The sequence below is a fragment of the Shewanella aquimarina genome, from assembly GCF_023349185.1.
GTDB lineage: Bacteria > Pseudomonadota > Gammaproteobacteria > Enterobacterales > Shewanellaceae > Shewanella > Shewanella aquimarina.
The window spans coordinates 294,571-319,562 of sequence record NZ_JAKIKY010000002.1 but is presented as its reverse complement, the minus strand read 5'-3'; the positions used below and the strand labels follow the sequence as shown (position 1 = coordinate 319,562).

Annotated in this window: 25 protein-coding genes; 12 read left to right on the top strand and 13 right to left on the bottom strand. The window is 55.2% G+C overall.

Features of this window, described 5'->3' with window-relative positions; all coding sequences use genetic code 11:
• The first annotated feature begins 3 nt into the window (after positions 1–3).
• A complete protein-coding gene (locus L2731_RS03555; protein ID WP_249251866.1) occupies positions 4–327 on the top strand; it encodes a DUF2956 domain-containing protein in 324 nt (107 codons plus the stop codon).
• A 28-nt stretch (positions 328–355) separates the two neighbouring features.
• Here the strand turns inward: L2731_RS03555 and L2731_RS03550 are convergent, their stop codons facing one another.
• Positions 356–655, bottom strand: coding sequence for a winged helix-turn-helix domain-containing protein (locus L2731_RS03550; RefSeq protein WP_041508566.1), 300 nt, complete (start codon positions 653–655; stop codon positions 356–358).
• A 145-nt stretch (positions 656–800) separates the two neighbouring features.
• Between L2731_RS03550 and L2731_RS03545 the strand changes: the two genes are divergently transcribed.
• The 4 genes from L2731_RS03545 to L2731_RS03530 are packed head-to-tail and all read left to right on the top strand — an operon-like array spanning position 801 to position 4,297.
• Entirely contained in the window at positions 801–1,364 is a 564-nt protein-coding gene (locus tag L2731_RS03545; protein WP_249251865.1) for a PH domain-containing protein, read from the top strand.
• Positions 1,365–1,367: 3 nt separating this feature from the next.
• Positions 1,368–2,918 carry a PH domain-containing protein gene (locus tag L2731_RS03540; RefSeq protein WP_249251864.1) on the top strand — a complete coding sequence of 517 codons (1,551 nt, stop codon included), beginning with the start codon at positions 1,368–1,370 and terminating at the stop codon, positions 2,916–2,918.
• Between the two features lie 19 nt (positions 2,919–2,937).
• On the top strand, positions 2,938–3,492 hold the full coding sequence (locus L2731_RS03535; RefSeq protein WP_249251863.1) for a DUF924 family protein: 555 nt from the start codon (positions 2,938–2,940) through the stop codon (positions 3,490–3,492).
• A 43-nt stretch (positions 3,493–3,535) separates the two neighbouring features.
• Positions 3,536–4,297, top strand: coding sequence for a sulfite exporter TauE/SafE family protein (locus L2731_RS03530; protein ID WP_249251861.1), 762 nt, complete (start codon positions 3,536–3,538; stop codon positions 4,295–4,297).
• Positions 4,298–4,326: 29 nt separating this feature from the next.
• On the opposite strand, the gene L2731_RS03525 is transcribed toward L2731_RS03530, so the two are convergent.
• The gene (locus tag L2731_RS03525; RefSeq protein ID WP_249251860.1) at positions 4,327–4,716 is read right to left on the bottom strand and encodes a hypothetical protein; all 390 of its coding nucleotides are present in this window, start codon (positions 4,714–4,716) and stop codon (positions 4,327–4,329) included.
• A 4-nt stretch (positions 4,717–4,720) separates the two neighbouring features.
• The gene (locus L2731_RS03520; RefSeq protein ID WP_249251859.1) at positions 4,721–5,698 is read right to left on the bottom strand and encodes a zinc metalloprotease; all 978 of its coding nucleotides are present in this window, start codon (positions 5,696–5,698) and stop codon (positions 4,721–4,723) included.
• A gap of 285 nt (positions 5,699–5,983) precedes the next feature.
• Here L2731_RS03520 and L2731_RS03515 point away from each other — a divergent pair, with 285 nt between their 5' ends.
• A complete protein-coding gene (locus tag L2731_RS03515; RefSeq protein ID WP_249251858.1) occupies positions 5,984–8,155 on the top strand; it encodes a TonB-dependent siderophore receptor in 2,172 nt (723 codons plus the stop codon).
• Between the two features lie 101 nt (positions 8,156–8,256).
• On the opposite strand, the gene L2731_RS03510 is transcribed toward L2731_RS03515, so the two are convergent.
• The gene (locus tag L2731_RS03510; RefSeq protein ID WP_249251857.1) at positions 8,257–9,297 is read right to left on the bottom strand and encodes an alkene reductase; all 1,041 of its coding nucleotides are present in this window, start codon (positions 9,295–9,297) and stop codon (positions 8,257–8,259) included.
• Between the two features lie 132 nt (positions 9,298–9,429).
• Between L2731_RS03510 and L2731_RS03505 the strand changes: the two genes are divergently transcribed.
• Positions 9,430–10,008, top strand: a complete 579-nt coding sequence (locus L2731_RS03505) for a TetR/AcrR family transcriptional regulator (protein WP_239852285.1) — start codon at positions 9,430–9,432, stop codon at positions 10,006–10,008.
• 96 nt (positions 10,009–10,104) lie between these two features.
• Here L2731_RS03505 and L2731_RS03500 read toward each other — a convergent pair whose 3' ends face one another.
• The 3 genes from L2731_RS03500 to L2731_RS03490 form a co-directional block, all read right to left on the bottom strand.
• Positions 10,105–10,548 (bottom strand): universal stress protein, encoded by a 444-nt coding sequence (locus L2731_RS03500; RefSeq protein WP_239852287.1) that lies wholly within the window; start codon positions 10,546–10,548, stop codon positions 10,105–10,107.
• Between the two features lie 100 nt (positions 10,549–10,648).
• Positions 10,649–11,080 (bottom strand): universal stress protein, encoded by a 432-nt coding sequence (locus L2731_RS03495; protein WP_041508556.1) that lies wholly within the window; start codon positions 11,078–11,080, stop codon positions 10,649–10,651.
• A gap of 400 nt (positions 11,081–11,480) precedes the next feature.
• Positions 11,481–11,858, bottom strand: a complete 378-nt coding sequence (locus tag L2731_RS03490; protein WP_249251856.1) for a SpoIIAA family protein — start codon at positions 11,856–11,858, stop codon at positions 11,481–11,483.
• Between the two features lie 409 nt (positions 11,859–12,267).
• On the opposite strand from L2731_RS03490, the gene L2731_RS03485 reads away from it, so the two are divergent.
• On the top strand, positions 12,268–13,692 hold the full coding sequence (locus L2731_RS03485) for a coniferyl aldehyde dehydrogenase (RefSeq protein ID WP_249251855.1): 1,425 nt from the start codon (positions 12,268–12,270) through the stop codon (positions 13,690–13,692).
• A 12-nt stretch (positions 13,693–13,704) separates the two neighbouring features.
• On the top strand, positions 13,705–14,289 hold the full coding sequence (locus L2731_RS03480; protein ID WP_249251853.1) for a TetR/AcrR family transcriptional regulator: 585 nt from the start codon (positions 13,705–13,707) through the stop codon (positions 14,287–14,289).
• Between the two features lies 1 nt (position 14,290).
• Here L2731_RS03480 and L2731_RS03475 read toward each other — a convergent pair whose 3' ends face one another.
• Entirely contained in the window at positions 14,291–15,172 is an 882-nt protein-coding gene (locus L2731_RS03475; protein WP_249251852.1) for a LysR family transcriptional regulator, read from the bottom strand.
• Between the two features lie 110 nt (positions 15,173–15,282).
• Between L2731_RS03475 and L2731_RS03470 the strand changes: the two genes are divergently transcribed.
• Positions 15,283–15,954 (top strand): type 1 glutamine amidotransferase domain-containing protein, encoded by a 672-nt coding sequence (locus tag L2731_RS03470; RefSeq protein ID WP_249251851.1) that lies wholly within the window; start codon positions 15,283–15,285, stop codon positions 15,952–15,954.
• Positions 15,955–16,086: 132 nt separating this feature from the next.
• A complete protein-coding gene (locus L2731_RS03465) occupies positions 16,087–17,244 on the top strand; it encodes a membrane dipeptidase (RefSeq protein ID WP_249251850.1) in 1,158 nt (385 codons plus the stop codon).
• Positions 17,245–17,687: 443 nt separating this feature from the next.
• On the opposite strand, the gene L2731_RS03460 is transcribed toward L2731_RS03465, so the two are convergent.
• Entirely contained in the window at positions 17,688–18,050 is a 363-nt protein-coding gene (locus tag L2731_RS03460; RefSeq protein WP_220072225.1) for a hypothetical protein, read from the bottom strand.
• A 569-nt stretch (positions 18,051–18,619) separates the two neighbouring features.
• Between L2731_RS03460 and L2731_RS03455 the strand changes: the two genes are divergently transcribed.
• Complete coding sequence (locus L2731_RS03455; RefSeq protein ID WP_249251849.1) at positions 18,620–19,504, top strand: DMT family transporter; 885 nt, start codon at positions 18,620–18,622, stop codon at positions 19,502–19,504.
• A 64-nt stretch (positions 19,505–19,568) separates the two neighbouring features.
• Here the strand turns inward: L2731_RS03455 and recJ are convergent, their stop codons facing one another.
• The 4 genes from recJ to brnQ form a co-directional block, all read right to left on the bottom strand.
• A complete protein-coding gene (gene recJ, locus L2731_RS03450) occupies positions 19,569–21,293 on the bottom strand; it encodes a single-stranded-DNA-specific exonuclease RecJ (RefSeq protein WP_249251848.1) in 1,725 nt (574 codons plus the stop codon).
• A 120-nt stretch (positions 21,294–21,413) separates the two neighbouring features.
• Positions 21,414–22,139, bottom strand: coding sequence for a bifunctional protein-disulfide isomerase/oxidoreductase DsbC (dsbC, locus tag L2731_RS03445; RefSeq protein ID WP_239852309.1), 726 nt, complete (start codon positions 22,137–22,139; stop codon positions 21,414–21,416).
• A 220-nt stretch (positions 22,140–22,359) separates the two neighbouring features.
• Positions 22,360–23,271, bottom strand: a complete 912-nt coding sequence (gene xerD, locus L2731_RS03440; RefSeq protein ID WP_239852311.1) for a site-specific tyrosine recombinase XerD — start codon at positions 23,269–23,271, stop codon at positions 22,360–22,362.
• An 82-nt stretch (positions 23,272–23,353) separates the two neighbouring features.
• Positions 23,354–24,685 (bottom strand): branched-chain amino acid transport system II carrier protein, encoded by a 1,332-nt coding sequence (brnQ, locus tag L2731_RS03435; protein WP_249251847.1) that lies wholly within the window; start codon positions 24,683–24,685, stop codon positions 23,354–23,356.
• Positions 24,686–24,992 lie beyond the last annotated feature (307 nt).

Sequence of the window (24,992 nt, the reverse complement as noted above, 5' to 3'; positions counted from 1 at the left end):
CTTATGGCGCAGCAGATCTCCAACGAAACCAAGGATGAGGCGATGAAAATTGCCAAGGCCACCCAGAAACCCGGACAAACCAAGGAACAGACCAAGCTTATCGCCCAGGGAATAGAGAAAGGGATCGCCGAATATAAGAAGCGCCAGAAAAGTAAGGCCAGAGACAGGGATAAGCAGCGCAAACAAGTCTTGAAGGAAAAGCAGCGTCAGCCCGTCGAACAACTGAGTGAGCCGCGCCAAGAGACGCCGACCAGCCGCAAGCTGCCCTGGCTGCTACTGGCCCTCAGCTGGTTAGGCTTTATTGGCTTCTACCTGCTAAATCACTAAGCCTCTCAGATTCGCACTATCCGCAAAACTATCGGCTAGGCGTTAACGACTGGGCGATGGTCTCGATATGGCTCGCTACCCAGGCCTTATCGATAGGCCCCCAGTCATTGAGGCGATAGTAACCGGCATTATGGCGCTCGCCGTCCTGCACGAAAGTGCAGGTAATGCCGATATCCCCCATGGCGGCAATCGCATCTTGCAGGGTGCGGCGTGGCATAGAGGTGGCCTTGTTCAACGACAGTAAGTTGTGTTGCTCACCGTCGATCATATGGGCCAGGTAGAGCTTTCTCAGGAAGGCGATTTTCTGCTTAGATAACTCGGCGCTCAAGACATCCTCTCTTCTCTAACTTGTTATCACTATTATTTTTTATACTCTTGTAACATAAAAGATCCATCTCATACAGACGCAAATGGCTGACAGCCAAAGGAAAGATGTTATAGTCAGTCAATTGCCAACTTTAGCAGGATAACAAATGGAAGATGTGACTCCTCAAGCTTCGGCCTCGATGCAGGCCCGGCATAGGCTGGAGCAGCCGGATTGGATCAGCATAGACGAAGTGCCTCTGACTCCCTTGGAACGGGCCTATCTGCATCAGGTGCAGATAGAGAACCTACTGATCTTCACGCCGCTGCTCATCATTGCGCCCCTGGCCGCCATACTACTCAACCTGCCCGGCGGCCTGATCATCGCCCTGGTGACCCTGCTGCTTGTCCTGGCAGGCGTTGTTAGCTACGGTCGTTATCGCTACGCCCTCTCTTTCGCCTATGGCGTATTCGACCACGAGTTCATCATGCAGAAGGGATTGATTTGGCATAAGAAGATCGCCCTACCCTATACCCGCTTACAACATGTCAGCCTGTCTCAGGGACCGCTGGAGCGCTATTTTCGTCAGCACACCCTCAAGTGTTTCAGTGCCGGCAGTGGTAACGCCGAGATCAGCCTGCCGGGTCTGGGCGATGACACGGCGGAGCCACTGCGCAAGCACCTGTTAGCCAAGGCCTCCCAAAAACAAGCCACCGGCGAAGATGAGGCATAACCCATGAGTATGCGCTTCGCCCAATGGGCGAGCCTGTCTCCCTGGTCAATAGTCAGCTTCAGCGTTGGCAGCCTGAAACAGATACTCACCAATGGTTATGCCCTGATCCCCCTGGTCTATACCGGCTGGCAGCAGGGCTTTAATTCTCCCTGGGTGCTACTGGTCGGCCTTGGCGTCATACTCATCACACTCACCTATGCCAGCCTGCAGTGGGCCAGATACAGATACCGGCTCAGTGATGCCAAGCTGGGGATACGCCAGGGGCTAGTGTTTAAACGCGCGCACGAGATCCCACTCAACAAGATCCAAAACGTGCGTCTGGAGCAGCCCCTCTACTTTCGTCCCCTAGGTCTCTACAGCCTAGTGGTGGAAACGGCTGGCTCCAAGCAAGATGAGGCAGTGCTGGCGGCGGTTAACTACCGTCAGGCCATGTTACTCAAGAAACAGCTATTTCCGTCTCAAGCAATTAAAGACAATAGCGAATCAATTGAGGGGCACAATGAGGCGGTTCAGGCTGACCGTCAGACCATAGCCGTCAACACCGACCAATCGGGACGCCGCGGCGAAGGCCTGGTGGTCGCCAAAGATCTCAAGGCGCTTTTGATCTTCGGCCTCTATCAGAATAACCTCATCTGGTTATCACTGATCTCGGGCTCCATCATAGGCCAGGTAGACTGGGAATCCCTGGGGCAGAACAGCCTGGTACAAGGAGTCTGGCACTGGTATCAGGCCAACGTCGCCACCGGGCTTGTCTATCAGATCCTGGCGATACTGGCCGTATTGGCGCTACTCGCCCTGCTGCTCTCGTTAATCTCCATCGCCTCGGCCGTGCTTAAGTATTATCCCTATCGCCTCAGCCTGCGCCAGGGCACGCTACACAGAACCGGTGGCATACTGGCCAAGCAACAAGATGCCCTGCGCCTACACAGGGTACAACTGGTACGCTTCGAACAGCCCGCCATAGGCCGGCTAATCGGCCGCTGGACGGTGCATTTTGAACAGGTGAAGGGCAATGAGATTGAGCAGCTGAGCAAGCGTCACCTGTTGATCCCCAGCATGACCCAAGCAGAGATCCCACAGGCCTTCAAGCGATTAGATAACTTGGCCGCCAAGGCCAATGCCTTACCCACAGGTTATCAGGGGATAGATATCGGCTGGTTTTGGCGCCGCGCCGCCCTGCTAGTGCTGCTCCCCATAGTGATAACCTCAATCGTCGGCATCAATCCCTTCACCAAACTCCTTGCCGGCTTCACCCTGGTGGCGCTTATCGGCCTCTATCTCAACTATCGGCAGTGGGGCTATCACCTGGAGGGCGACGACTGCTGGATCCACACAGGCGCTCTGGGGCAAACCTGGCGACTGGTGCCTCTGAGTAAGACTCAGGACATCTGTATATCACAAACACCGGGACAGAGGCGTAAGTCATTGGCTAACCTGCACTTAGGCCTAGCCTCAGGCCCCTTAGTGATCCCCTATATTCCCCTGAAAGAGGCTAGATTGATCGCCGAAACCGCGTTAAATTTGACCAGGCAAGATCCGAAAAACTGGATATAGGTGAAGATAAGGAGCAAACATGAACAGGATAGCCCACACGCCAGACGAGATTATTCGCTTCTGGTTCGAGGAGATCGAACCTAAGGCCTGGTTTATCAAAGATCTCGCCTTTGACCAGACAATAGCCCGTCGCTTCGGTGAGCTAGTCACCCAGGCAAAACAGGGCGAACTCTATCACTGGCGCACCACACCACAGGGACGCCTGGCGGAGATCATCCTACTGGATCAGTTTAGCCGTAACATCTACCGGGATACGCCCGAGGCCTTCGCCGCCGATCCCATGGCCTTGGCCTTGGCTCAGGAGGCCGTAGCGGCCGGTATCGATAAGCAACTGCAACCTAAGCAGGTGCCCTTTCTCTACATGCCCTACATGCACAGCGAATCCCAGGCAATTCACGAGGTGGCACTGATCCTCTTTAACCGCGAGGGCGCCGAGAATAACCTGGCGTTCGAGCAGCGCCACAAGGCGATTATCGACCGCTTCGGCCGCTATCCCCATCGCAATGCGATTCTGGGGCGCAAGTCCACCGACGAGGAGCTGGCGTTTCTCGCCGAACCTGGCTCGAGTTTCTAACCTATCCTGCGAGTCATTCCCCATTAGGGCGTAAGGAGTACCCATGGAGATCACCCTCACCCACGGCCTGCTGCTGGTCGTCACCGGCTTCTTGGCTGGCATCATCAACACCCTGGCCGGCGGCGGCTCTAACCTTACCCTGCCAGCCCTGATGGTCATGGGCATGCCCGCCGAGGTGGCCAATGCCACCAATCGTGTCGGGGTGACGGTGCAATCGATCACCGCCATGCTGGGCTTTTACAAACATGGCAAGCTAGATACGGATGACAAGGGGCCGATTCTGCTGCCAACCATAGTCGGCGGCTTCATAGGTGCAGGCCTCGCCGCCTACGCCCCCAGTACGTTGATAAAACCCCTACTGCTGGGCACCATGCTGTTGATGGCGCTCATCATTCTAGTGCGCCCCGCCATCATAGCCCCCGAGCTGGGCACCCCGGTCAACAGAGTCAAAGACACGCCCAAGTCCTGGTTCTGGCTGACCCTGGCCGGGATCTACGGTGGCTTCGTGCAGGCGGGAGTGGGATTCGTCTTGCTGGCCGCCCTGGCGGGTAGCCTAAGGTATGATCTGGTCAGGGCAAATGCCCTCAAGGTGTTCTGTACACTGTTTTTCACCCTGGCCTCCCTGCTTATCTTTATCAAGGAAGATCTGATCCTCTGGCTGCCTGGCCTCATCCTAGCGGCAGGCACCATGGTGGGTGCCCATCTGGCGGTCAAGCTGGCAATCAAGGTCAGTCCCAAGGTACTCAAGTGGTTTCTATTTCTGATGACACTCTGCGGCAGCGTCGCCGCTATGCTTAGCGACTAAGAGCTTAGCGATTAAGGGCTCTGGCTGGATCACTCGAGCCAGTCGATCATGAAGCTGATGGCGCCGGCGTTATCGCAGCGCCATACTCTCACCCGCACCGAGGGCCTGAGCACGCCGGGAGAAAGCTCGATCCGTTTCCAGTCTGGCAGGGTAAACAGCCCGCCATTTAGCCGCATCTGCTTAAGACGATAGGCGATATCCAGACGCTCTAGCGTGCCGTCGACGGTGCGAATGCCGAAGGCAATCTGTGTCTCGCTTCTGTGGTAGTTGAACACCTCCCCCTGCCAGGAAGTCAGCTGGTTCCGCTCACAAGGGACAAAATCCGGCGCGCGCAGCCGCTCAGCCAAAGCAGGACTCATCCACAACCAGAGGCCCATGGCGATACACCATAGGCCCTGTTTCAGCATGGAATTTGTCATGAGGCTAGTTACTTGGCCAGCGATAGGCGCCGCTTAAGATATCGGCACGCTCGGACTGCCCCTGAGTGAACTCGACCATGCAGCTGTCATCGGTATAATCCATGAAGTTGTAGATAGGATCGTCACCAACATCGCGCCTGCAGGTATCGCGTCCCGTTGGGCAGCCATAGGCCGCCGAACGCTCCGCCGCAGTATCGGCCACTTGGTCTCCACCATTACAGCCCCCCTGGAAAGTATGATACAGGCCCAGCCAGTGACCGACCTCATGGGTGGCCGTATCGCCTTGGTTGTAGGGTGAAGCGGTACCACCAGGCAGAGACTGATTGAGGATCACCACGCCATCATCGCTGGGATTGCTGGCATAGTCTGTGGGAAAGGTCGCCCAGCCGAGCAGGCCACCACCAGGGTTAGAGATATAGATATTAAGCGTGTCGGCGCCCCCCTGACGCAGGCTTTGTTTCATAGCACGCTCAGCACTGGTGCCCGGTCCAGCACTGTACCAGGCATCGTTTGTTGTTTTTGTCGTTCCCATTAAGGTAAAGCTGAACTTGGTGTCGAATCCACTGCCACCACCTGCGCCGGAGAAGGCGTTGTTCAGTACACTCATCTGCTCCGCAACCAGACCTGACACATCGCCGTCGCCGTTGCTACTTAGAATGAGATGGACATAGACGGGAATATTATACCCTACGGCCTTGTAGTCACCGCCTGTGCCGCCATCGCCACCACCGCCGTTGCCGTTGCCACCGCCATTGCCGTTACCCACACCATCAGGCTTCTTCAGGGCCTTGAGGTGTTCGTTTAGCATGCGCACCTCGAGATCCGAGGGGGTACGGGTACCGCAGCGCAAGAATGCGGCGTTACCGTTGGCATGGTCGAAGGCCGGAGTCGAACTCGTCTTAGCCTGCTCTTGACCGGCCAGCGCCTGACCAGCGAAGACCAGGGCACTTGCCGACATCAGCAGCAAACCAGTTATTCTCATTACGCTTCTTCTCATGGGAGCCTCATCTTAAAATCTGATCCAAGTCACATCACTGAGTATAGAAAAAGCCAGCAAACTTGCTAACGCAAAGGTCAACGCGGCCACCAGGCTTAAAAATTGACTCTTTCCTTTACATTCGACACAAAAGTAAATGATAACCATTCCCATTTAAAATCCTGCTTATTTTGTATATCCTTTGTTGCGTTAATTTGATTGGCGTGCCGAGTCCCCAGCGGCCTTGCACCGCTCCTCACTATTCCTCTATTGCTAAGATGACGACAGATCATGAAACTTAAGCCTATTTCCCTCGCTATCTTCTGCGCCCTGAGCATGGCGACTGTGCCAGGCCACGCAGAAGATCAAACTATTCAAGCAGAAAAAGACAACCAACAGAGTGACCAAGAGATCGAGAAGATCGAGGTTCGCGGCCGCTATGTGCAAGGCTATAACGCCCACTCGGTCGGCGGCGCCTCACGCCTGGACCTTGCCATCATAGATATTCCTCAGTCGGTATCTGTGATCACAGATGCTCAGCTGGACGACTTCCAGCTCAACGACATCAATAGCGCCCTGGACAGCGCCACGGGCATCAATGTCGAGCGCATAGAGACTGACCGCACCTATTACACGGCTCGCGGCTTCGATATCACCAACTTCCAGATCGACGGCGTCGGCCTGCCACTGACGTCGGGCAACAACCATGCCGACGAAGATACCGCCATCTATGATCGCATCGAGGTGATCCGCGGTGCCAACGGCCTGATGACGGGCGTGGGCAACCCCTCGGCCACGGTCAACTTTATCCGCAAGCGTCCCACGGCCGACAATCAGCTCAAGCTCCAGGCGAGCTACGGCAGCTTTAACAACGCCAGAATCGAGGCGGACGCCAGCGGCCGCATCAACGATACCTTCGCCGCCCGAGTGGTAGCGGTGAAGCAGCAGAAAGACTCCTACCTCGACCGATACGAGACAGACAAGAGCGTGATCTATGCCTTCATCGAGGCTAACCTGAGCGACGACACCAGCCTGTCGGTCAGTCACAGCTACATCAACAACTATGCCACCGGCAACAACTGGGGCGCCCTGCCGCTTTACTACACAGACGGCAGCCCGACCCACTACGACAGATCCACCAACACCTCGGCCAACTGGTCGAACTGGCAGGTGATCAAGGACAATACCGTCGTGGAGCTGAGCCATTACTTCGGTGATGACTGGCGCCTGCGTGCCACCTACTCCCACAAGAGCACAGACGAAGACACCGAGCTCTTCTACGTCTACGGTACCCCAGACAGAGAAACCGGCCTGGGCCTCACGGGTTACGGCAGCGAATATGACCTGGACGAGAGCCATGATCTGGTCGATATCTATGTCGACGGTGAAGTCAGCCTGTTTGGCCGCGAGCACCAACTGGTGGCCGGGGTAAACTATGCCAAGGTGGACTACATCGACAGCTCGCTGTACGACTACACCACGGGTAACGGCTTCCCGGCCATGCCGGATCTCAACACCTGGGACGGCAACACGCCCAAACCTGTGTTTGCCGATAAGCCTCGTGGCAGCGATGTCGGTGCCAAGCAGCAGGCCGCTTATTTTACCGGTCGTTTCAACCTGTTTGATGGCTTCCACTTCATCGCCGGTGGCCGCTTCAACAAGTGGCAGGCCGAAGGGATCTCCTATGCCAAGGTGCAAGATGTAGAAGACAGCCAGTTCATTCCCTACCTGGGCGCCGTCTATCGCATCACCCCTGAACTCGTGGCCTACGCCAGCTATACCGAGACCTTCAAGTCACAAATCGAGAAGGATATCGACGACAACCTACTGGCCCCAGTAACGGGCGAGAGCAAGGAGATAGGCCTTAAGAGCGAGCTGTTTGACGGCCGCCTGATCGCCAGCCTGGCCTACTTCGACGTCCAGCAGGTCAACCTGGCGGTGCCAGATCCCCGCACCGCTGCTCTGCCACCAAGCGATCAACGCTACATAGGGGCCGATGGCATCAACAGCAAGGGCTATGAGTTAGAGGTAGCCGGTGAGGTGTTCGATGGCCTCAACCTGAGCCTGGGCTTCACCGACTTCGACATAGATGGCAATGACGAGAACGCCGCGAAGGTAGCCGCCTACACGCCAAGTCGCCTGCTCAAGTTTGCCGCCACCTATGATGTGGCCGCTATAGAGGGCCTCTCGGTGGGCATGAACATGCGTTGGCAGGATGATATCTACCGCAATCAGGGGGTTGTCGGCGAGGGATTCGACAATGCGGGCGAGGCGATCGTCACCCGCCAGGATGCCTATGCCATCGTCGACCTTATGGCCCGCTATCGGTTTAACGACAACCTTCAGTTGAGCCTCAACGCCAACAATGTGACCGACGAGAAATACCTCAACAGTCTCTATTGGGCCCAGGCCTTCTATGGCGCGCCGGCGAACTACAGCGCCACCCTGAGCTGGAAGATCTGATCTAAGTCCATCAACAAAAGGGCTTAAGAAAAGCACACTAAAAAGGGCATGTCGCCGAAGCGATATGCCCTTTTTGTTGTTTCACTGAAATACCCGCCGATTTAAACCAACTCGGCCAACATCTCATCGGAGTAACTCACCAGCGGCTGCCTGTCGCGTACCCTGACCACATAGTCTGGGTTGGCGATAAAGGGACGACCTATCGCCAGCAGATCGAAACGGCCATCGGCAATGGCCTGTGCCCCAGTCTCGGCGCTGTAACTGCCTACCCCCACCAGGGTCTGGCTGTAATGGGCGCGCACATAGTCAGACACTCGTCCGTCGAGATAGTCGAATGTCAAAGCATCATCGAAGATCCCCACGTGCAGGTAGGCTAACTGGCGCGACTCCAGCTGTTTTAAGAAGTAGTCGAACACGGCGCGATCCCGGCTATCACCCTGCATATTGACATAGGCGCCCGGCGACACCCGCAGCGCGGTGCGATCCTGGCCGATACGCTTAATGATGGCATCCACCACGGCCAGCGGGAAGCGCGCCATATTCTCCGGCGTGCCGCCAAACTCATCATCGCGACGGTTACTGTCATGATGCAGGAACTGATCGATAAGGTAGGCATTGGCACCATGGATCTCGACGCCGTCGAAACCGGCATCGATAGCATTGGCCGCCGCCTGGGAATAGTCGGCCACCAGCTGAGCTATCTCCTCACCGGTCAGTGCCTTAGGGATCTCGTAGGCCAGTTCGCGCTGACGCGGTACCGTGCCTTCAATCTTTACCGCCGACGGCGCCACGGTTGGTCCACCGAAGAAGTGCGAGTGCGCCACCCGGCCCGTGTGCCACAGCTGGGCGAAGATCTTGCCGCCCTTGGCATGTACCGCGCTGGTTACCTTCTGCCAGCCCTGGATCTGCTCTGGGGTAAACAGGCCCGGGGTATTGGGGTAGCCCTGACCATCGGGGCGAATGATCACCGCCTCCGAGATGATAAGCCCGGCATCGGCACGGCGAGCATAGTAGTCTGCCATCGCTTGGGTTGGCACCAGATCATCGTCGGCCTGACAACGGGTAAGGGGCGCCATCAGAATCTTGTTGTTAAGGGTAATACTGGCGTTAAGCGCATAAGGCTGAAACAGATCGGCTGTCATAATCGGCTCTCTATCTTGAATGAGCGTTCAAGATACTCCCAGGCGAAAAATGATTCAAGATCTTTTTTGAACGTACATTCAAAATTAAGTACAATCTCATTTACCACCCAAGCAAACAGCTACAAGAGCAAGATGCGCAACGCCGAATTTGATCGCCAACAAGTACTGAGACAGGCCATGAATGCCTTTATCGACAAGGGCTACGCCAAGACCAGTATGCAAGATCTCACCAAGGCCACAGGGTTACACCCTGGCTCCATCTACTGCGCCTTCGACAACAAGCGCGGCCTGCTGCTGGCGGTAATCGAACAATATGGGCAAGACAGACGAGACGAACTTGCCGCCTGTTTCGGCTCATCCCTCCCCTTCCCTGAGCAGCTCAAACAGTATCTGGCCGGCGTAGTCGATGAGTGTCAGTGCCAAGGCACACCTAAGGCCTGCCTGCTGACTAAGGCGCTCAATGAGGTGGCACAACAGGATGAGGTGATTGAGAGTGCCATCAAGCAGCACCTGGAAGACTGGCAGCAGCTGCTTGCGGCGCAATTTAGCTCGGCTGTCGATAAGGGAGAACTTCAGGGGGACCCTGAACACCTGGCTCGCTACTTCATCATGGGCGTCTATGGGCTGAGAACCTTTGCCCATACCAAGCCGGCGCCAGAGGTATTGCACGCCCTGGCGGCTCAGCTTCATCAAGATACCTGCCGATGCTAACGCCTTAGCCAATTTGTGTAGAAGAACTAGCCTGCACTGGCTATGACTTGTATTAAGCCCCCTCAAACTGCTTTAAAACAAACAGAAAGGATCAGGCTATTTCACTACCATCACGGGGCACTTGGCCTTGTTGGCCAGCTCCTCGGCCACGCTCGGGTTCAGCAGGTGAGACAGCCCGGTATGACCATGACTGGCGACCACTATCATACCCACATCGTACTCTTCGGCATCGAGCAGTATCTGGCCCAAGACGCCACCGGTACGTACTTCGCTGTGCACCTTGAGATGGGGTGGCATCTTAATCTGCGCATCCCTGACAATCTCACCCAACTTACCGTTGGCATAGGCATGCAGATGCTGCTCCAGCTCTTCCTGACTCTCAACCACTATCCCATAGTTATGGGCGCCGTAGGGTTCACTCACCACATGAACGATACGCAGATCCACGCCATATAGCGTCGCCATCTCGATGGCATAACTCAAGGCGTGTGATGCCGTCTCGGAAAAATCCGTTGGGCATAATATTTGACGGGTACGCATATTCACCTCCTCAAATCAGGCGCTCGTCTCCCTCTGTCACAGACACGACAACCAGGCTGCACCCTCAGCCATCGGCCGACGGTCAGCTTAGAAACCAGCACTATTTGACGACAAGCACTGGGCACTTGGCGCGGTTCGCCACCGCCTCTGCCACATTGGTATGCAGAAAATGAGACAAACCTTTACGGCCATGGCTGGCGATCACTACCATACCGACATTACTCTCTTCGGCCTCGGCTAAGATCTCTGTGGTGGGATCGCCACGACGTATCATGGTCTCGATAGGTAACTTGCTATCGAGCTTGGCCAGCAAGGACTTCATCTTCTCGGCGGCGGCATCTTCCATCGACTGGGCGAGCTCTTCCGGCGTGATGGCGAGGATCTGAAAATTCTCATCCCCCATCGGCTGCTCGACCACATGGAGTAAGCGAAATCCCACCTGATACAGATTGGCCATCTCGATGGCGTAAGACAGGGCATGGGAAGCCGTTTCAGAAAAATCTGTCGGGCATAAAATTTGACCACTTCTCATCTATTACTCCTTAAGGACCTTTTACGCTTTCAGGTTTATTTTCTGTTCTCTCTAGACACATTTCGCCGAACACGCGAGCCATTTAGAGGCCCCTTCTAAGCAGCCCTTGTAGGACATTTCTCCTGCGTTATCACAGAGTGGCGTAGCAAAATAACCTCACTGACTCCGCCTTTAATTAAACGCCTACAAACTACCGCAGAAACAAACAGGAAAGGCCAACAGGCCCCAACGCTATCGGCATTCTCTTTTTACTTAAGCATAGCGGATAAAATTGACACAGGCTTGACAGAAATCGCTTATATTGCAGGCCCTTCTCGTCATCTATTCCCGCTGGTAACAGACCTTGGCAAAATGCTGTAAGCAGCCTCTGCTTTACTGCATACGACACCCGTCACAAGCATCAACACAGCCACTCGAGCGCATCGCGTTTATCCTCGAAAAATCTGAACTCGCCCGGAGTGAACCAGTTAGCGACCCGGGTCGCCCACTGCTGCAGATCTCCCGCGCCTATGATGGCCACCCGCTTAAACTCCTTGCCATGTTTCAATCCCAGCTTAAGGTCATCCCAGACGGCGTGCAGCGACAGGCCATCGAGCTCTGTGATATCGATGAGGGCCACGATTTCCGGCGCCTCTATACCCGCCAGGGCCGACTCCAGCAGCGGCGTCATCTGCTCATAATCTTCGTGGGTTAACTTGCCAACGGCCTTGAAGGCCAGGTAAAAACTCTCCCGACTGCGCTCTATACCTATGGCGATACCATGCAGGTTTATGCTCATATCAAGCTCCTTTAATCCAGCCTAAAATTGCCTTCTTCATTTTAGGATTCCAGCCTTTTCACCCGCTTGATCAAGATCACACTTTTCGCCGTCATCGAACAATATTTGACCCGAGCGATTTAACCCTCTAACATTAGACCGACTAATCAGTCGGTTTTGTGATTTTCCCATCCTTCACCACCTCAGGTGGCTTGAAGGGAGATAAAGCAGAGGCGCCTAGCGCCCTAACGAGTAATATCAATCACGGTCAGTATGTGATCAGAAACAGCACAGCAAAAACCCTTGAGAACTAAGCAGGATTTTTAGGTAAGTAGTTATTCTACAATCAAAAATACTCATACAGTTATCGAGCGTTTTAACAAGCTAGCATGATCAATTATTTATTACGATTGGTATAAGGATAAGCACCATGAATATGCCCGCCAACCTCGATATCGGCCAAGGCCTCAACCAACTGCTGGCGAAACAGAAGGCCAGCTTCCGAGCCCAGGGCGCCCCCTCGCGGCAGGCGCGTGAGGCACAGCTTATCGCCCTCAAACAGGCGCTGCTAAGCCATCAAGAGGCGATCGTCTCGGCGCTCAATGCCGACTATGGCCACAGATCAACTGATGACAGCCGTATTTCAGACATCATGCCCTGCGTCAACAACATCAACTACACGTTGAAGAAGCTCAAGGGCTGGATGAAGCCGAGCCGACGTCACGCCGGCATACTGCTGGCGCCCGCCAAGGTACAGGTGCAGTATCAGCCTCTGGGTGTGGTCGGCATCATAGTGCCGTGGAACTTTCCCGTGATGCTCTCCATCGGCCCCCTCATCACGGCGCTGGCCGCCGGTAACCGCGCCATGCTCAAGCTGTCTGAATTCACCCCTGAGACCAACAAGGCACTCAAGCAGATGTTGGCCGAGATTTTCGACGAGACCCAGGTGGCCGTAGTCGAGGGTGAGGCCGAGGTCGCCGCCGCCTTCTCGGCGCTGCCCTTCGATCACCTGCTGTTTACCGGCTCCACCACGGTTGGCCGCCATGTGATGCGCGCCGCCGCCGACAACCTCACCCCGGTCACCCTGGAGCTCGGCGGCAAGTCGCCGGTGATCATCGCCCCGGATATGCCGCTGGATACCGCCGTGGAGCGGATGATCTACGGCAAGTGCCTCAACGCAGGGCAGATCTGTGTCGCCCCCGACTATGTGCTGCTCCCCAAGGGACAGAGCGAGGCCTTCGTGCAGGCCTTCATCAGGCGCTTCAAGCAGATGTATGGTGAAATAGGTCAGAACCCGGACTACGGCGCCATCATCAACCAACGCCAGTTCGACCGCCTGCAGGCGGTATTGCAAGATGCCGTCGACCTCGGTGCCAGGGTCACCCCCACCAGCGGCGAAACCATGGCACCCGGCAGCCGCAAACTGCCGGTGCAGCTGATAACTGGGGTAAACGAGCAGATGCGGGTGATGCAGGAGGAGATCTTCGGCCCACTGCTGCCCATCATAGAATATGACAGCCTGGAGTCGGCCATAGAGTATGTAAACGATCGCCCTCGTCCGCTGGCACTCTACATCATGAGCTTCGATACAGATACCCAAGAGCGACTGCTCAACCAGACCCACTCGGGCGGCGTCTGCATCAACGAGACCGTATTTCATGTGGCGGCGGACGATGCGCCATTTGGTGGCATAGGTCCTTCGGGCATGGGCCACTACCATGGCAGAGAGGGCTTCCTCACCTTTAGCCATGCCAAGACCATACTAAGCCGCGGCAAGCTGAACACGGGCAAGCTGGTGCACCCGCCTTACGGCACTGCCATCCAGCGTATGCTGATGAAGCTATTTTTACGCTAAGGGGCGCCGCGGATGACAGCCGGTAGCAAACGCACCAAGAAACAGGCTATTCTGGATACCGCCCTGCAGCTGTTCGTTAGTCAGGGCTTTCATGGCACCAGCACCGCCACCATAGCACGGGAGGCGGGGGTGGCTACTGGCACCCTGTTTCACCACTTCCCCTCGAAGGAGCAGCTGCTTGAGCAGCTGTTTCTCAGCGTCAAGCAGGAGTTTGCCGACGCGATACAATCTGCGGTAAATAAGCGTGGCGATCTCAAGAAAGATGCCGAACAACTCTGGTTTGCCGCGCTCAGTTGGGCCATAGACAACCCGCTGAAACAGGCCTTTTTTCAGCTCTATTCTATGTCGCCGACGGTCGAACAGTCGGTACGCGATCAGGCGATGCACAGCATCTTAGGCTTCATCGGCGCGCTTATCCGCCAGGGTCAGGCACAAGGCTTGCTTGCCGACTTCCCCCAGGATCTGATGCAGGACAACTGTCACGGCCAGTACCTGGCCGCCACCCGCTATTTCGCCGACCATCCCGAGCGCTGGCAGCAAGAACATGAACGCAGCGCCAGCTTCGCCCTGTTTTGGAATGCGATGGCGGTGCGGTGAATCACTCCTGCCAATCGGCAAAGTGTGCTAACAGATGGTCTATAGCCATTCGCGCCCGCATAGGCAAGAAACGACGATTTTGATAGACAATCCAGCTGGTGATCCCCCGATTCCAGTATGAGGACAATACAGGTACCAGACTGCCCTTGGCTAGCGGCGCAATAAAGCTACTCTTGGGCAGGTAGGCAATACCCAGGTGTTGCTCTGCCGCCGCAATCACGGCTGGCACATTATTACTGCGCCAACGTCCCTCGACCTTAATGCTCAGCTCGCCATCCCCTTGCTGGAACAGCCAGTGATCATTGTTCGAGATGATGCAGCTATGCAGTCTGAGATCTTGCGGCGTCTTGGGAATACCAAACTCAGCCAGATACTGAGGACTGGCCACGGCCATCATGTCTCGATTCGCCAGCTTACGCGCCACCAGCCCCGAATCTTTAAGCGCCCCAAAACGAATGGCGAAATCGATACCGTCTTCGACAAAATTGACCATACGACTATTGAAGTCCATCTCTATCGTCAACGCTGGATGCTGCCTTGCAAAGTCAATCAATACCGGCGCAATATACTGCTCAGCAAAGGCACCTGCGGCACTGACTCTCAGCGTGCCGCTTAGCTGCAACTGCTGCTGGGTCACCTCCTCATTTGCTTGCCTAAGTCCCACCAACAGATTCTGACACTGACGATAATAGCCCTGCCCGGCCTGAGTCAGACTGACACTGCGTGTAGTACGCGCAAACAGGGCGCAGCCCAAACGCGCCTCGAGTCTTGCCACCTGACGACTGACATGACTGGTAGAAAGTCCCAGTTGACGAGCCGCCGCAGAGAAACCGTTAGACTCGGCAACCGCTATAAATTCGACAATACCCTCAAAGCTGTCCATGAATCACCATTATTGCTATATAACAATATTAATTTGCCACTAAGCAGGATTATCGCCACGCAAGGGAAGAATTACAATGAGTCCACTTTCAGTAACAGAGACATTGCATCATGAAAAAAGTACTTATCTATTTGACAAACCATGCGACCCTAGGCGATACCGATGAGGCCAACGGCACCTTCGCCCCTGAACTCACCCACGCCCTACATGAGCTGTTAGCCGCAGGTTTGGATTATGACCTGGTTTCAATTAACGGCGGCAAGGCACCACTGTATGGCACAGATATCGAAGGCGATGAGATTAACGCCTCTATGCTGCAAGACGCCGCTTTCATCAGCCGGGTCAACAACACCATTCCAGCCTCACAGATCGACATCCAAAAATACAGCGCCATCTATTACCCCGGCGGGTTTGGGCTATTGTCGGATTTAGCCCATAACCAAGAGGTTGCTCGTCTCAGTGCGGCGCACTACGAAAATGGCGGCGTCATAGGCGCGGTCTGTCATGGGCCTGCTGGCCTGCTCCCCATCACCTTGAGCACAGGGCAAAAACTCATTGCCGATAAGTCTGTCACCGGCTTTACCCGCGAAGAAGAGGTCGACTACGGTACTATCGATAAAATCCCCTTCCTGCTCGAAGAAGCCCTCACCCGCAGTGCCAAGCGCTATAACAAGGTGCAACCCTGGAACGCTTTTGTCATCGAGGATGACAGGCTTATCACGGGACAAAACCCCGCCAGTGCAGGCGCAGTCGGTAAGGCCATTGCCGCCCACTTAGCCTAATCCAAGGCAGGCACTCATGGTCACAACGATGGCCATGAGTGTTACCCAGCGCTCCACGGTTCACTCTTTTGATGTTAGTATCAGCAACTTAATTCATATTATTTTGCCGGGATCATCATAAGGGAGCGCACCATGCCTGTAGAAATTCAGCGACGTCAGCTACTCAAAGCCTTGGCCGCAGCGGGCTTGTTAACTCAGTTATCGCCCCTAAATGGCTGGGCAAAAACCGCAGGGAAGCCCCTCTATATCGATGGCCTCTCTTTTCTGCCCGAGGATTTAGCCGATCTTCACGCCTCAAAGCTCGATGCCTACCTGTGTGATATCTCCGCCATCGAGGCCATAGAACAGGCCGACGGCACCACCAACTACAAGCGCACCTACAATGCCTGCGTCAAGAGCATCGGCGAGGCCTTAGAGCGGGTCAATGCCAACCCAGACAAGCTGATACTGGGGCGCAGCGCCAAAGATATTCAGACCGCCCACGAAAGCGGCCGCACCGCCGTCTTCTTCCAGATCCAGGGGGCTGACTGCGTCGAGCAGAGTATAGGGCAAGATCTCAACCAGGTGGATGAGTTTTACGAGCGCGGCCTACGGATACTGCAGCTCACCCACCACTACGGTAACCTATTCAGCGGCGGCGCCCTGGACAACGATGGCAAGCAGGGGCTCGATCTGCCGCTGACACAGGCTGGCCATCAGCTGATCGATAAGCTCAACAGCAAGAAGATGCTGATCGATGTCAGCCACTCCAGCCCTCGATCGGCGCTCGACACGGCCAAGGCCAGCCGCGCCCCGATAGTACAGAGCCACGGCGCCGTGCGCGCCATCGTCAATCACGCTCGCTGCTCACCCGATGCGGTGATTAAGGCTATCGCCGACACCGGCGGCCTATTCGGCGTCTTCATGATGACCTTCTGGCTCACTACCGATCACACCCCCACCACTGAACACTACCTGGCGCAGCTCAAGCATGTAGTCAAGGTAGGCGGCATAGATGCCGTGGCGATTGCCAACGACTATCCGCTGCGAGGCCATGAAAACCTGCTCAAGCTGGGCAACGACAACGGCGAAGGGGTGAAACAATATGTCGAGTGGTGGCACAGCCTGCGGGCACGGGGTGTACTCGGCTTCGACCACGAACCTCAGCACGTGGTGATCCCCGCACTTAACCATATCGAGCGCATGGAACGTATCGACACCGCCCTATTCCAAGCCGGATTTAGCAGCAGCGATCGCGCCAAGATCATGGGTGGGAATTGGCAGCGGGTGTTGACCGAGGTACTAGGCTAGCCCCTCAGACCCAGGCTGGTTACTCTAACCTAGGCTGGTTAACGGCCAGCCTAATAACGCTTTCTTAAAGTTTCCTTTTAGAACATCTACCCGATTTCGTATTTGAAAGGCATCCTTTAACCAAGACAGCATGGTGTATCAATTGCCTGCGGCAGGTGCAGTGCATGGAGGCACCAATGTCGTGATCACATGGATGTGAATGAACGACCTACTGTGCAAACACCAAGTTATTCCATCTCTTCGATTTGACCTTAATGGAAAACTTCTGGACCAAAATGAGTTAGCGACTTGGGCTCTGTCCCGTCAATTCGGATTAATGATTCTCTGGATTTAACATAAAACTAAAAGGAAACATGAACAGGCGGGCTTATTGATACAAAAAGCGTTACAGTTTGCCGAATCCGTTTGAGCGCCAGTTAAGTGATTAATTATATGTGAGTTTATTAAGCATCACCGCCCCCACCATCTCCTCCGCCATCGAAGCCACCGAAATCACTGCCGCTGCTACCGTCGTCAGATAAACCAGAACTATTGCTATGAGAGGCAATCACAGATGACAAAAATAATAGTTCAAAAAACCTAGGTTTAGTTTGCTGCACCTCAACATTTGAAGCAGTTGATCTGATTTGTGATAGTGCAACATTTAAAACGATCAAAGCCCCAACGAAGGGAATAAAAATAACAAATAGTGTTTGGAATATTATTTGAAAAGGCTCAAAGACATCTGACTTTATAGCATAATAAATAGCCATCAAGTCTAGGTAGATCAATGCCAATGCAAGTGCGCCGATTATGTATAGTTCCATATATTTCACTTAACATTTCATTAGAGAGCATGCACATTTACCCCATTAAGCGCACCCACATCCGCACACTTAACTTACTGCATTAATTAAAACCTATCAGCTTTTCATTAAATACACCATTCTGAAATACACGCATGTGCTTTTTCAAACCTCCCACCTAGCGCGATTAAATTTAAGCCCATGAATTTAATAATTTTTTTATTAAATCGGTTTGCCACCTATAGAAAACAAAGTGGCAAAGATGTACTAAGTTTTCCCCTCTATCGACGACAAATGCGGTCAAATCGAAGAGACGTTAGATACCGAGTGTAAACACGTTTTTGGCCTTCGAAATCAGGGATGATTTCGCAGAGCCCACATGGAAGTGCTCGTGGCGTGCCAAAAACGTGTTTGCACATAAGCCCACCGCAGGTGATAGATAACCATGAAGGTTCAACCTTCAATTCACTCAATAAACTCATATACAGCTGAATGCCAAAGCATTAACCCATTAACCACCGTGGCAAACAACCAATCCCACGATACACTGAAACTAATATCGCTAAGAGATTCAACGCAGAAGGTTTAGCATGCCCAAACCCTCCTGGCTACGCCTGGTCATTCTCACCTCAGTCACCATGCTGGCATTCGCGGCCAACTCGCTCTTCTGCCGTGAGGCATTGGCGACAGACAGTATCGATGCGGCAAGCTTCACCCTGATACGTATCGCCTCCGGCGCCCTGGTACTCGGGCTAATCGCATCGCGTCAGATTCGCGCAAGCGGCCTTGGCGGCAACTGGCTGTCGGCCGCGGCGCTATTTGGCTACGCGGTTGCCTTCTCTTTTGCCTACAACAGCCTGAGCGCAGGGACTGGCGCCTTATTACTGTTTGGTGCGGTGCAGATCACCATGATCCTCTACGGTTTATGGGCGGGCGAACGGATAAGTCGCAAACAGGTATTGGGAGCCATGCTGGCGGTCGGTGGCTTGGTCTGGCTCGTGCTCCCAGGCGTGAGCGCCCCTCCCCTAGTGGGTGCCGTGTTGATGTTTGGTGCGGGGGTTTCCTGGGGCATCTACTCCCTGCTAGGTCGCGGCACTAAGCGCCCAACTTTGGCCACTGCGGGCAATTTTATCCGCGCCGTCCCCATGGCCTTGCTGCCTCTGCTATTGCTTACCCATTCACAGAATATCAGCATCACAGGTATTGGCTATGCCGTGGCATCAGGCGCCCTCGCCTCGGGGCTGGGCTATGCCTTGTGGTACTCTGTGCTGCCTTCACTATCGGCCCTCACCGCCGCGACGGTTCAGCTCAGCGTACCTATCATTGCCGCCTTCGGCGGCTTTATCTGGCTCGGCGAGGCGATGACCACGAGACTCCTACTCGCCTCCATCGCCGTCCTCGGCGGCATCGCCCTGTTTGTGATGAGTAAACAAGGCAATAGCGCCAGCAATGAAGTCAAATCGAAGAAGCGGTGAATAATGGTGTAAACACAATTTTGGCCTTCGAAATCAGGGCCAAACACAAACCTTGAAGCCTAGGCTACTTAGGCTCGATCTGCTCCACCATCAGCTGCAGACTCTCGTTGCCACGAAACTCATTGATATCCAGCTTGTAGGCGACCTCTGCGTATTGGATGGTGGCATCTGGCCAGGTGGCGAGGTCCACATTGAAGGCGATGGCATCCACCATAGTCTGGCCGCACTCGCTCTCGAGCACTAACTTGAGGTGGCGCTCACCCACAATCCGCTGCTGCAGGATACGAAACACACCGTCGAATATCGGCTCGGGGAAATTCTGTCCCCAGGGGCCGGCGCTGCGAAGCTCTCTGGCCAGCGCCATATTGAGCTGGGCCGGGTTCAACTCGCCATCGCTGACGATCTCGCCTGTAAGTTGTTCTGGCGCTAACAGTTCGCGCACCGCCTCATCATAGGCCCTGGCGAAACGCTCGAACTCTCCGGCGTGCAGCGACAGGCCCGCCGCCATGGCGTGACCACCGAACTTGATGATCATTCCGGGATGACGGGCGTTGATCAGCTCGAGCAGGTCGCGCATATGCAGCCCCTTGATGGAGCGCGCCGAGCCCTTGATCTCCCCCTCACCCGCCTCGGCGAAGGCGATCACCGGCCTGTGGTATCTGTCCTTGATACGCGACGCCAGGATGCCTATCACTCCCTGATGCCAGTCTTGCTGGTAGAGGGCGATGCCCCAGGGCAGTTCACTCTCATCAAGCGACAGACTCTCTAGACTCTTTAGCGCCTCCTGCTGCATACCGGTTTCCAGCTCGCGCCGCTCGGCATTGAGCCCATCCAACTCGCTGGCCATGCGCCGCGCCCGCATCATGTCGTCGCACAGCAGGGTCTCGACCCCAAGTGCCATCTCATCCAGACGCCCTGCGGCGTTCAGCCTGGGGCCGACCGCGAAACCAAAATCTGAGGCCACGATGCGAGAGGTGTTGCGCTTGGCGACCTCCAATAGCGCGGTGATCCCAGGGCGACAACGCCCCGCCCGCACCCGCTTGAGCCCGGCGTCCACCAAGATGCGATTGTTGGTGTCGAGCGACACCACGTCAGCCACTGTGCCCAGGGCAACGATATCCAGCAGGCTCGCGAGATTGGGTTCCTGTATGCCCTGCGCCTGATACCAGGCGCGACTGCGCAGCTCGGCGCGCAGGGCCGACATGAGATAGAAGGCCACCCCGACCCCGGCGATCGCCTTACTGGCAAAGCCACAGCCCAGTTGGTTAGGGTTCACTATTGCGTCGGCCTCGGGCACGCTTTTGCCCGGCAGGTGATGGTCGGTGATCACCACCTGCATCCCCAGCGCCTTGGCCGCCGCAACGCCCTCGATAGAAGAGATGCCATTATCTACCGTGATCAGCAGCTCGGCTCCCATCTGCTGCGCCACCTCCACTATCTCAGGGCTGAGGCCATAGCCGTAATCGAAACGGTTAGGAATGAGGTAGTCCACATTGGTCGCCCCCATCATCCTCAGGGCTAGCAGGCAGACACTGGTGGAGGTAGCGCCATCGGCATCGAAGTCACCGACGATCAGTATCGATTGCTGCTTGGCCATGGCGTCGGCGATGATGGCCGCGGCCTTATCCACATCCTTTAGCGTGTCGGGGCGCAGCAGGTTAGCCAGCGCCAACTCGCAGTCGTCCGCCATGCAGCCTCGGCTGGCATAGACTTGTTTTAGGATGGGAGAAAGATGACTCGGCAGATGGCTGTCATCTACCCTGGGACGGCGCACTATCTTATGGATCACGACTCAAACAACCTTTAAAAATCTTGCCGCTAGCATAACAAAGCCAGCGCTGAACACACAGAAAAAAGATGGGCAAAAAAAAGGTGAGCCGTGGCTCACCTTGTTTCACGCGTTAGCGATTTATTGGATGCGATCCAGCACCTGGATCAGCTGCTCGGGCGGCTGATAGCCCGGGATCATGGTGCCGTCCTCCAGGATAATGGCAGGTGTGCCATTTACGCCCAGGCTTTGACCCAGGTTATATTGCTGGGCGATCTTGGCGTCACACTTGGCGCCGCTGATCTGCTTGCCCGCCTTGGCATCGGTTAGTGCCTTAAGCGGATCGGCTGAGCACCATACGGCTTCCATATCGGTAGCATTCTTCGATGGTATGCCCTGACGCGGGAAGGCCAGGTAACGCACAGTGATGCCTAAATCGTTATACTGATCAATCTGGTTGTGCAGCTTGCGGCAGTAGCCACAGGTGATATCGGTAAATACGGTGACCACATGCTTCTCGTTCTTGGCCTTGTAGACCAGCATGTTCGGCTCGAACGGCTTGATCGCCTCCATACGCGGGCCAGCCAGGGCGGCCTCGGTCAGGTTCTTCATGCCATTATCGAGATCATACAGATTGCCGTGAAACAGCTTGCTGCCATCTTTACTGATATAGAGTACGCCACGGTTAGTGATCGCCTCATACAAGCCTGGAATAGAAGACTGACTCAGGCTTTGTACCTCTACGCCTAAGGTGTCTGTTAATTTCTGCTTCAACTGGTCGCCATTGTCGACCACGTTATTCGATGCCGCCATCAGGGGCGTGGCCACCATGGCAACAACTAAGGTGAGCGCTCGGGTAAACTTCATTAGAATTCCTATAGGGTGTTAGGGCTAATAGCATTAAAGCAAATCAGGCTGCCGGTATTCCAACCTAAATTGTTACTAAAACTTGCTATGACCAATATGTCATTTTTTATAGACCGGCCTTGAGGCAGAAAAGTTACATGCTCACGGTCGCTAAAGCAAACGAATAATCGCAATGGCCGCCACACTTTAGCGCATTCATGGGGCTTTTCTCTGATTCAGGTCAGCCTCTGGGGTGATGTTGTTGATGCAGCTGCGCCAGTCTGGCCTTGGCCACATGGGTGTAGATCTGGGTCGTCGACAGGTCGCTATGACCAAGCAGTAGCTGCACCACACGTAAGTCCGCGCCATGATTGAGCAGGTGAGTCGCGAAGGCATGCCTAAGGGTATGCGGCGACAGGTGCACATAGATGCCGGCACGCTGGGCGTATAACTTAATCCTGTGCCAGAAGGTCTGGCGGGTCATCATGTTGCCCCGCTTGGAGGGAAACACCACATCGCTGGCCTTGCCCTTTAACAGCTCGAATCTGGCCGCCTTGAGATAATCCTCTATCTCGGCGCCCGCCTGCTCGCCAAAGGGCACTAGACGCTCCTTGCTGCCCTTACCGACGATACGCACCACGCCTTGTCTCAGGCTCATCTGATCCAGCGTCAGCCCCACCAGTTCAGACACCCGCAGGCCGCTGGCATAGAGCAGCTCCAGCATGGCGCGATCCCTGGCCTCGACGGGATCTTCCCGGTTGGGCTCGTTGAGCAGGCGATCCACATCAGCCTCGCTCAGGGCATCGGGGAGCTTTCGTGCCAGCTTGGGCGGCTTGATCATCGCCATGGGATCGACCTCGATCAGCTTCTTCGCCAGCAGGTATTTATAGAAACGCCTCAGGCTACTGAGCAACCTGGCGCTGCTGGTCTTGGCAAAACCCTGTTCGACCCTTTGAGCCAAGTAGTCCCGCACCTCGGCCTGACTGGCCGACAACAGGCTGGAGCGCTGCTTTTGAAGGTAGCGGTCGAAGTGACTCAGGTCGCTGCGATAGGCCTGCAGTGTGTGATCGCTCAGCCCCTTGGCGGCCCAGAGCTCATCGAGAAAGGGCTCGATGAGAGGATCCAGGTGATGGGCTTGAGCTTGAGCCGACATGCAACACTTCCTTATCAGATAAAAAAACGGTGCTAACTCTCAGAGTTAACACCGTTATCTTACGCTATGGGCGTAAACGACATCAATTGAGTACCGCCTCGCCGCTCGGGCGTTTGACCACTAAGCAGGCAAAAATGGTAATTGCCGTCGGCAGTAACCAGGCCATACCTTGAGCCGACAGTGGCATCACATCGAACACGCTCATGTCGACACCCGAAGCCTTGAGGCCGTCGATGATGCCAAATACCAGGGCCACGCTCAGCACCATGCGGTGGGCAAAGGCAGGCTGAGCGAAGCGCTCGGTCAGGTAAGTCACGGCCACCAGGGCGATGGCTACCGGATAGATGATAACCAGCACAGGGATGCTGATGCTGATCAGCTGCGCCAGGCCTACGTTCGCCACCACGGCGCAGGTCACACTCATCACCACCACCAGCAGCTTATAGGAGAGACGAGGCATCAACTCGTTGAAGTATTCGGCGCAGGCAGACACCAGGCCGACAACCGTGGTCAGACAGGCCAGGGTCACCACGGCCGCCAGCAATAGCTGACCCGAGGCACCAAACTGATGATTCACATAGTTGGTCAGGATCACCCCGCCGTTATCGGCGCCCACGGCCAGGTCACCGGCGGTCGCGCCCAGATAGAATAGCGAGATATAGACAAACGCCAGGCCACCGGCGGCGATAAAGGCCGCACGCACCAGGTACTTGGTCTGCTCTCTTGGCGAATCCACGCCCTTCTTACGCAGCAGATCGATGATCAGCATGCCGAAGATCAGCGAGGCCAAGGTATCCATGGTGTTATAGCCTTCGATGATCCCCTTGGTTAATGGGTTCGCCTGATAATCGCCTACGGCTGGCGCCACCTCGGCGCCCGGCAGGATCACCACAGAGAGCGCCAGGCCCATCAATAGGATGATCATGATAGGAGTCAGCACCTTGCCCACGCTGTCCAGCAGCTTGCCGGGAAACAGCGACAACAGCATGGCGATACCGAAGAAGATGCTGGTGTAGAGGAGTTGTGAGCTGGTGAAAACCACACCGGCAAGTTCAAAACTCGCCTCGGCATTTTCGATGAAGGGCTTGTAACCCATCTCATAGGCGACGAGACCGGCGCGGGGCGCCGCAAAGGCCGGGCCTATGATGATGTAGATGGCGACTGCCAACATGGTCGCGGCCAGCGGCGGCAGCAGGCCCATCACCTTGCCATTGGCCTTCGCCACGGCGATCAGGGTGATCAACGGCAGGGTCACCGCCGTCAGCAGGAAGCCAATCATGGCCCAAGACATATTCTCACCGGCAAGGAACCCGGCCAGTGGCGGGAAGATCAGGTTACCCGCCCCCAAGAAGAAGGCAAAGGTCATGAAACCTAAGCCCAATGTATCCGTCATACTCAATTTATTATTCTGCACACAACGCCCCGTTAATCTGCTTTGTATAATGATCTTAATCGCTTAGTGGAAATTATCGGCTAATGACCGCGACCTTCATTGCGTGTAAACTTCTTATTACACGTCTCCGTGGTAAATCTAGCCCATTCTTGGCTACTTCTTGAACGACAGCAGGATTAACTAACGCTAAAAATGCATTCAAACTGGCTTACCTGGCTCAAATCAAGGCTTTCAGCCCTGATAGGAGGACCTACTATTAGCAAAAAGGTTAATGAGACACAAGATTAGGGCGACAGATCGACGCAAATGAGAGCGTAAATTTAACAAA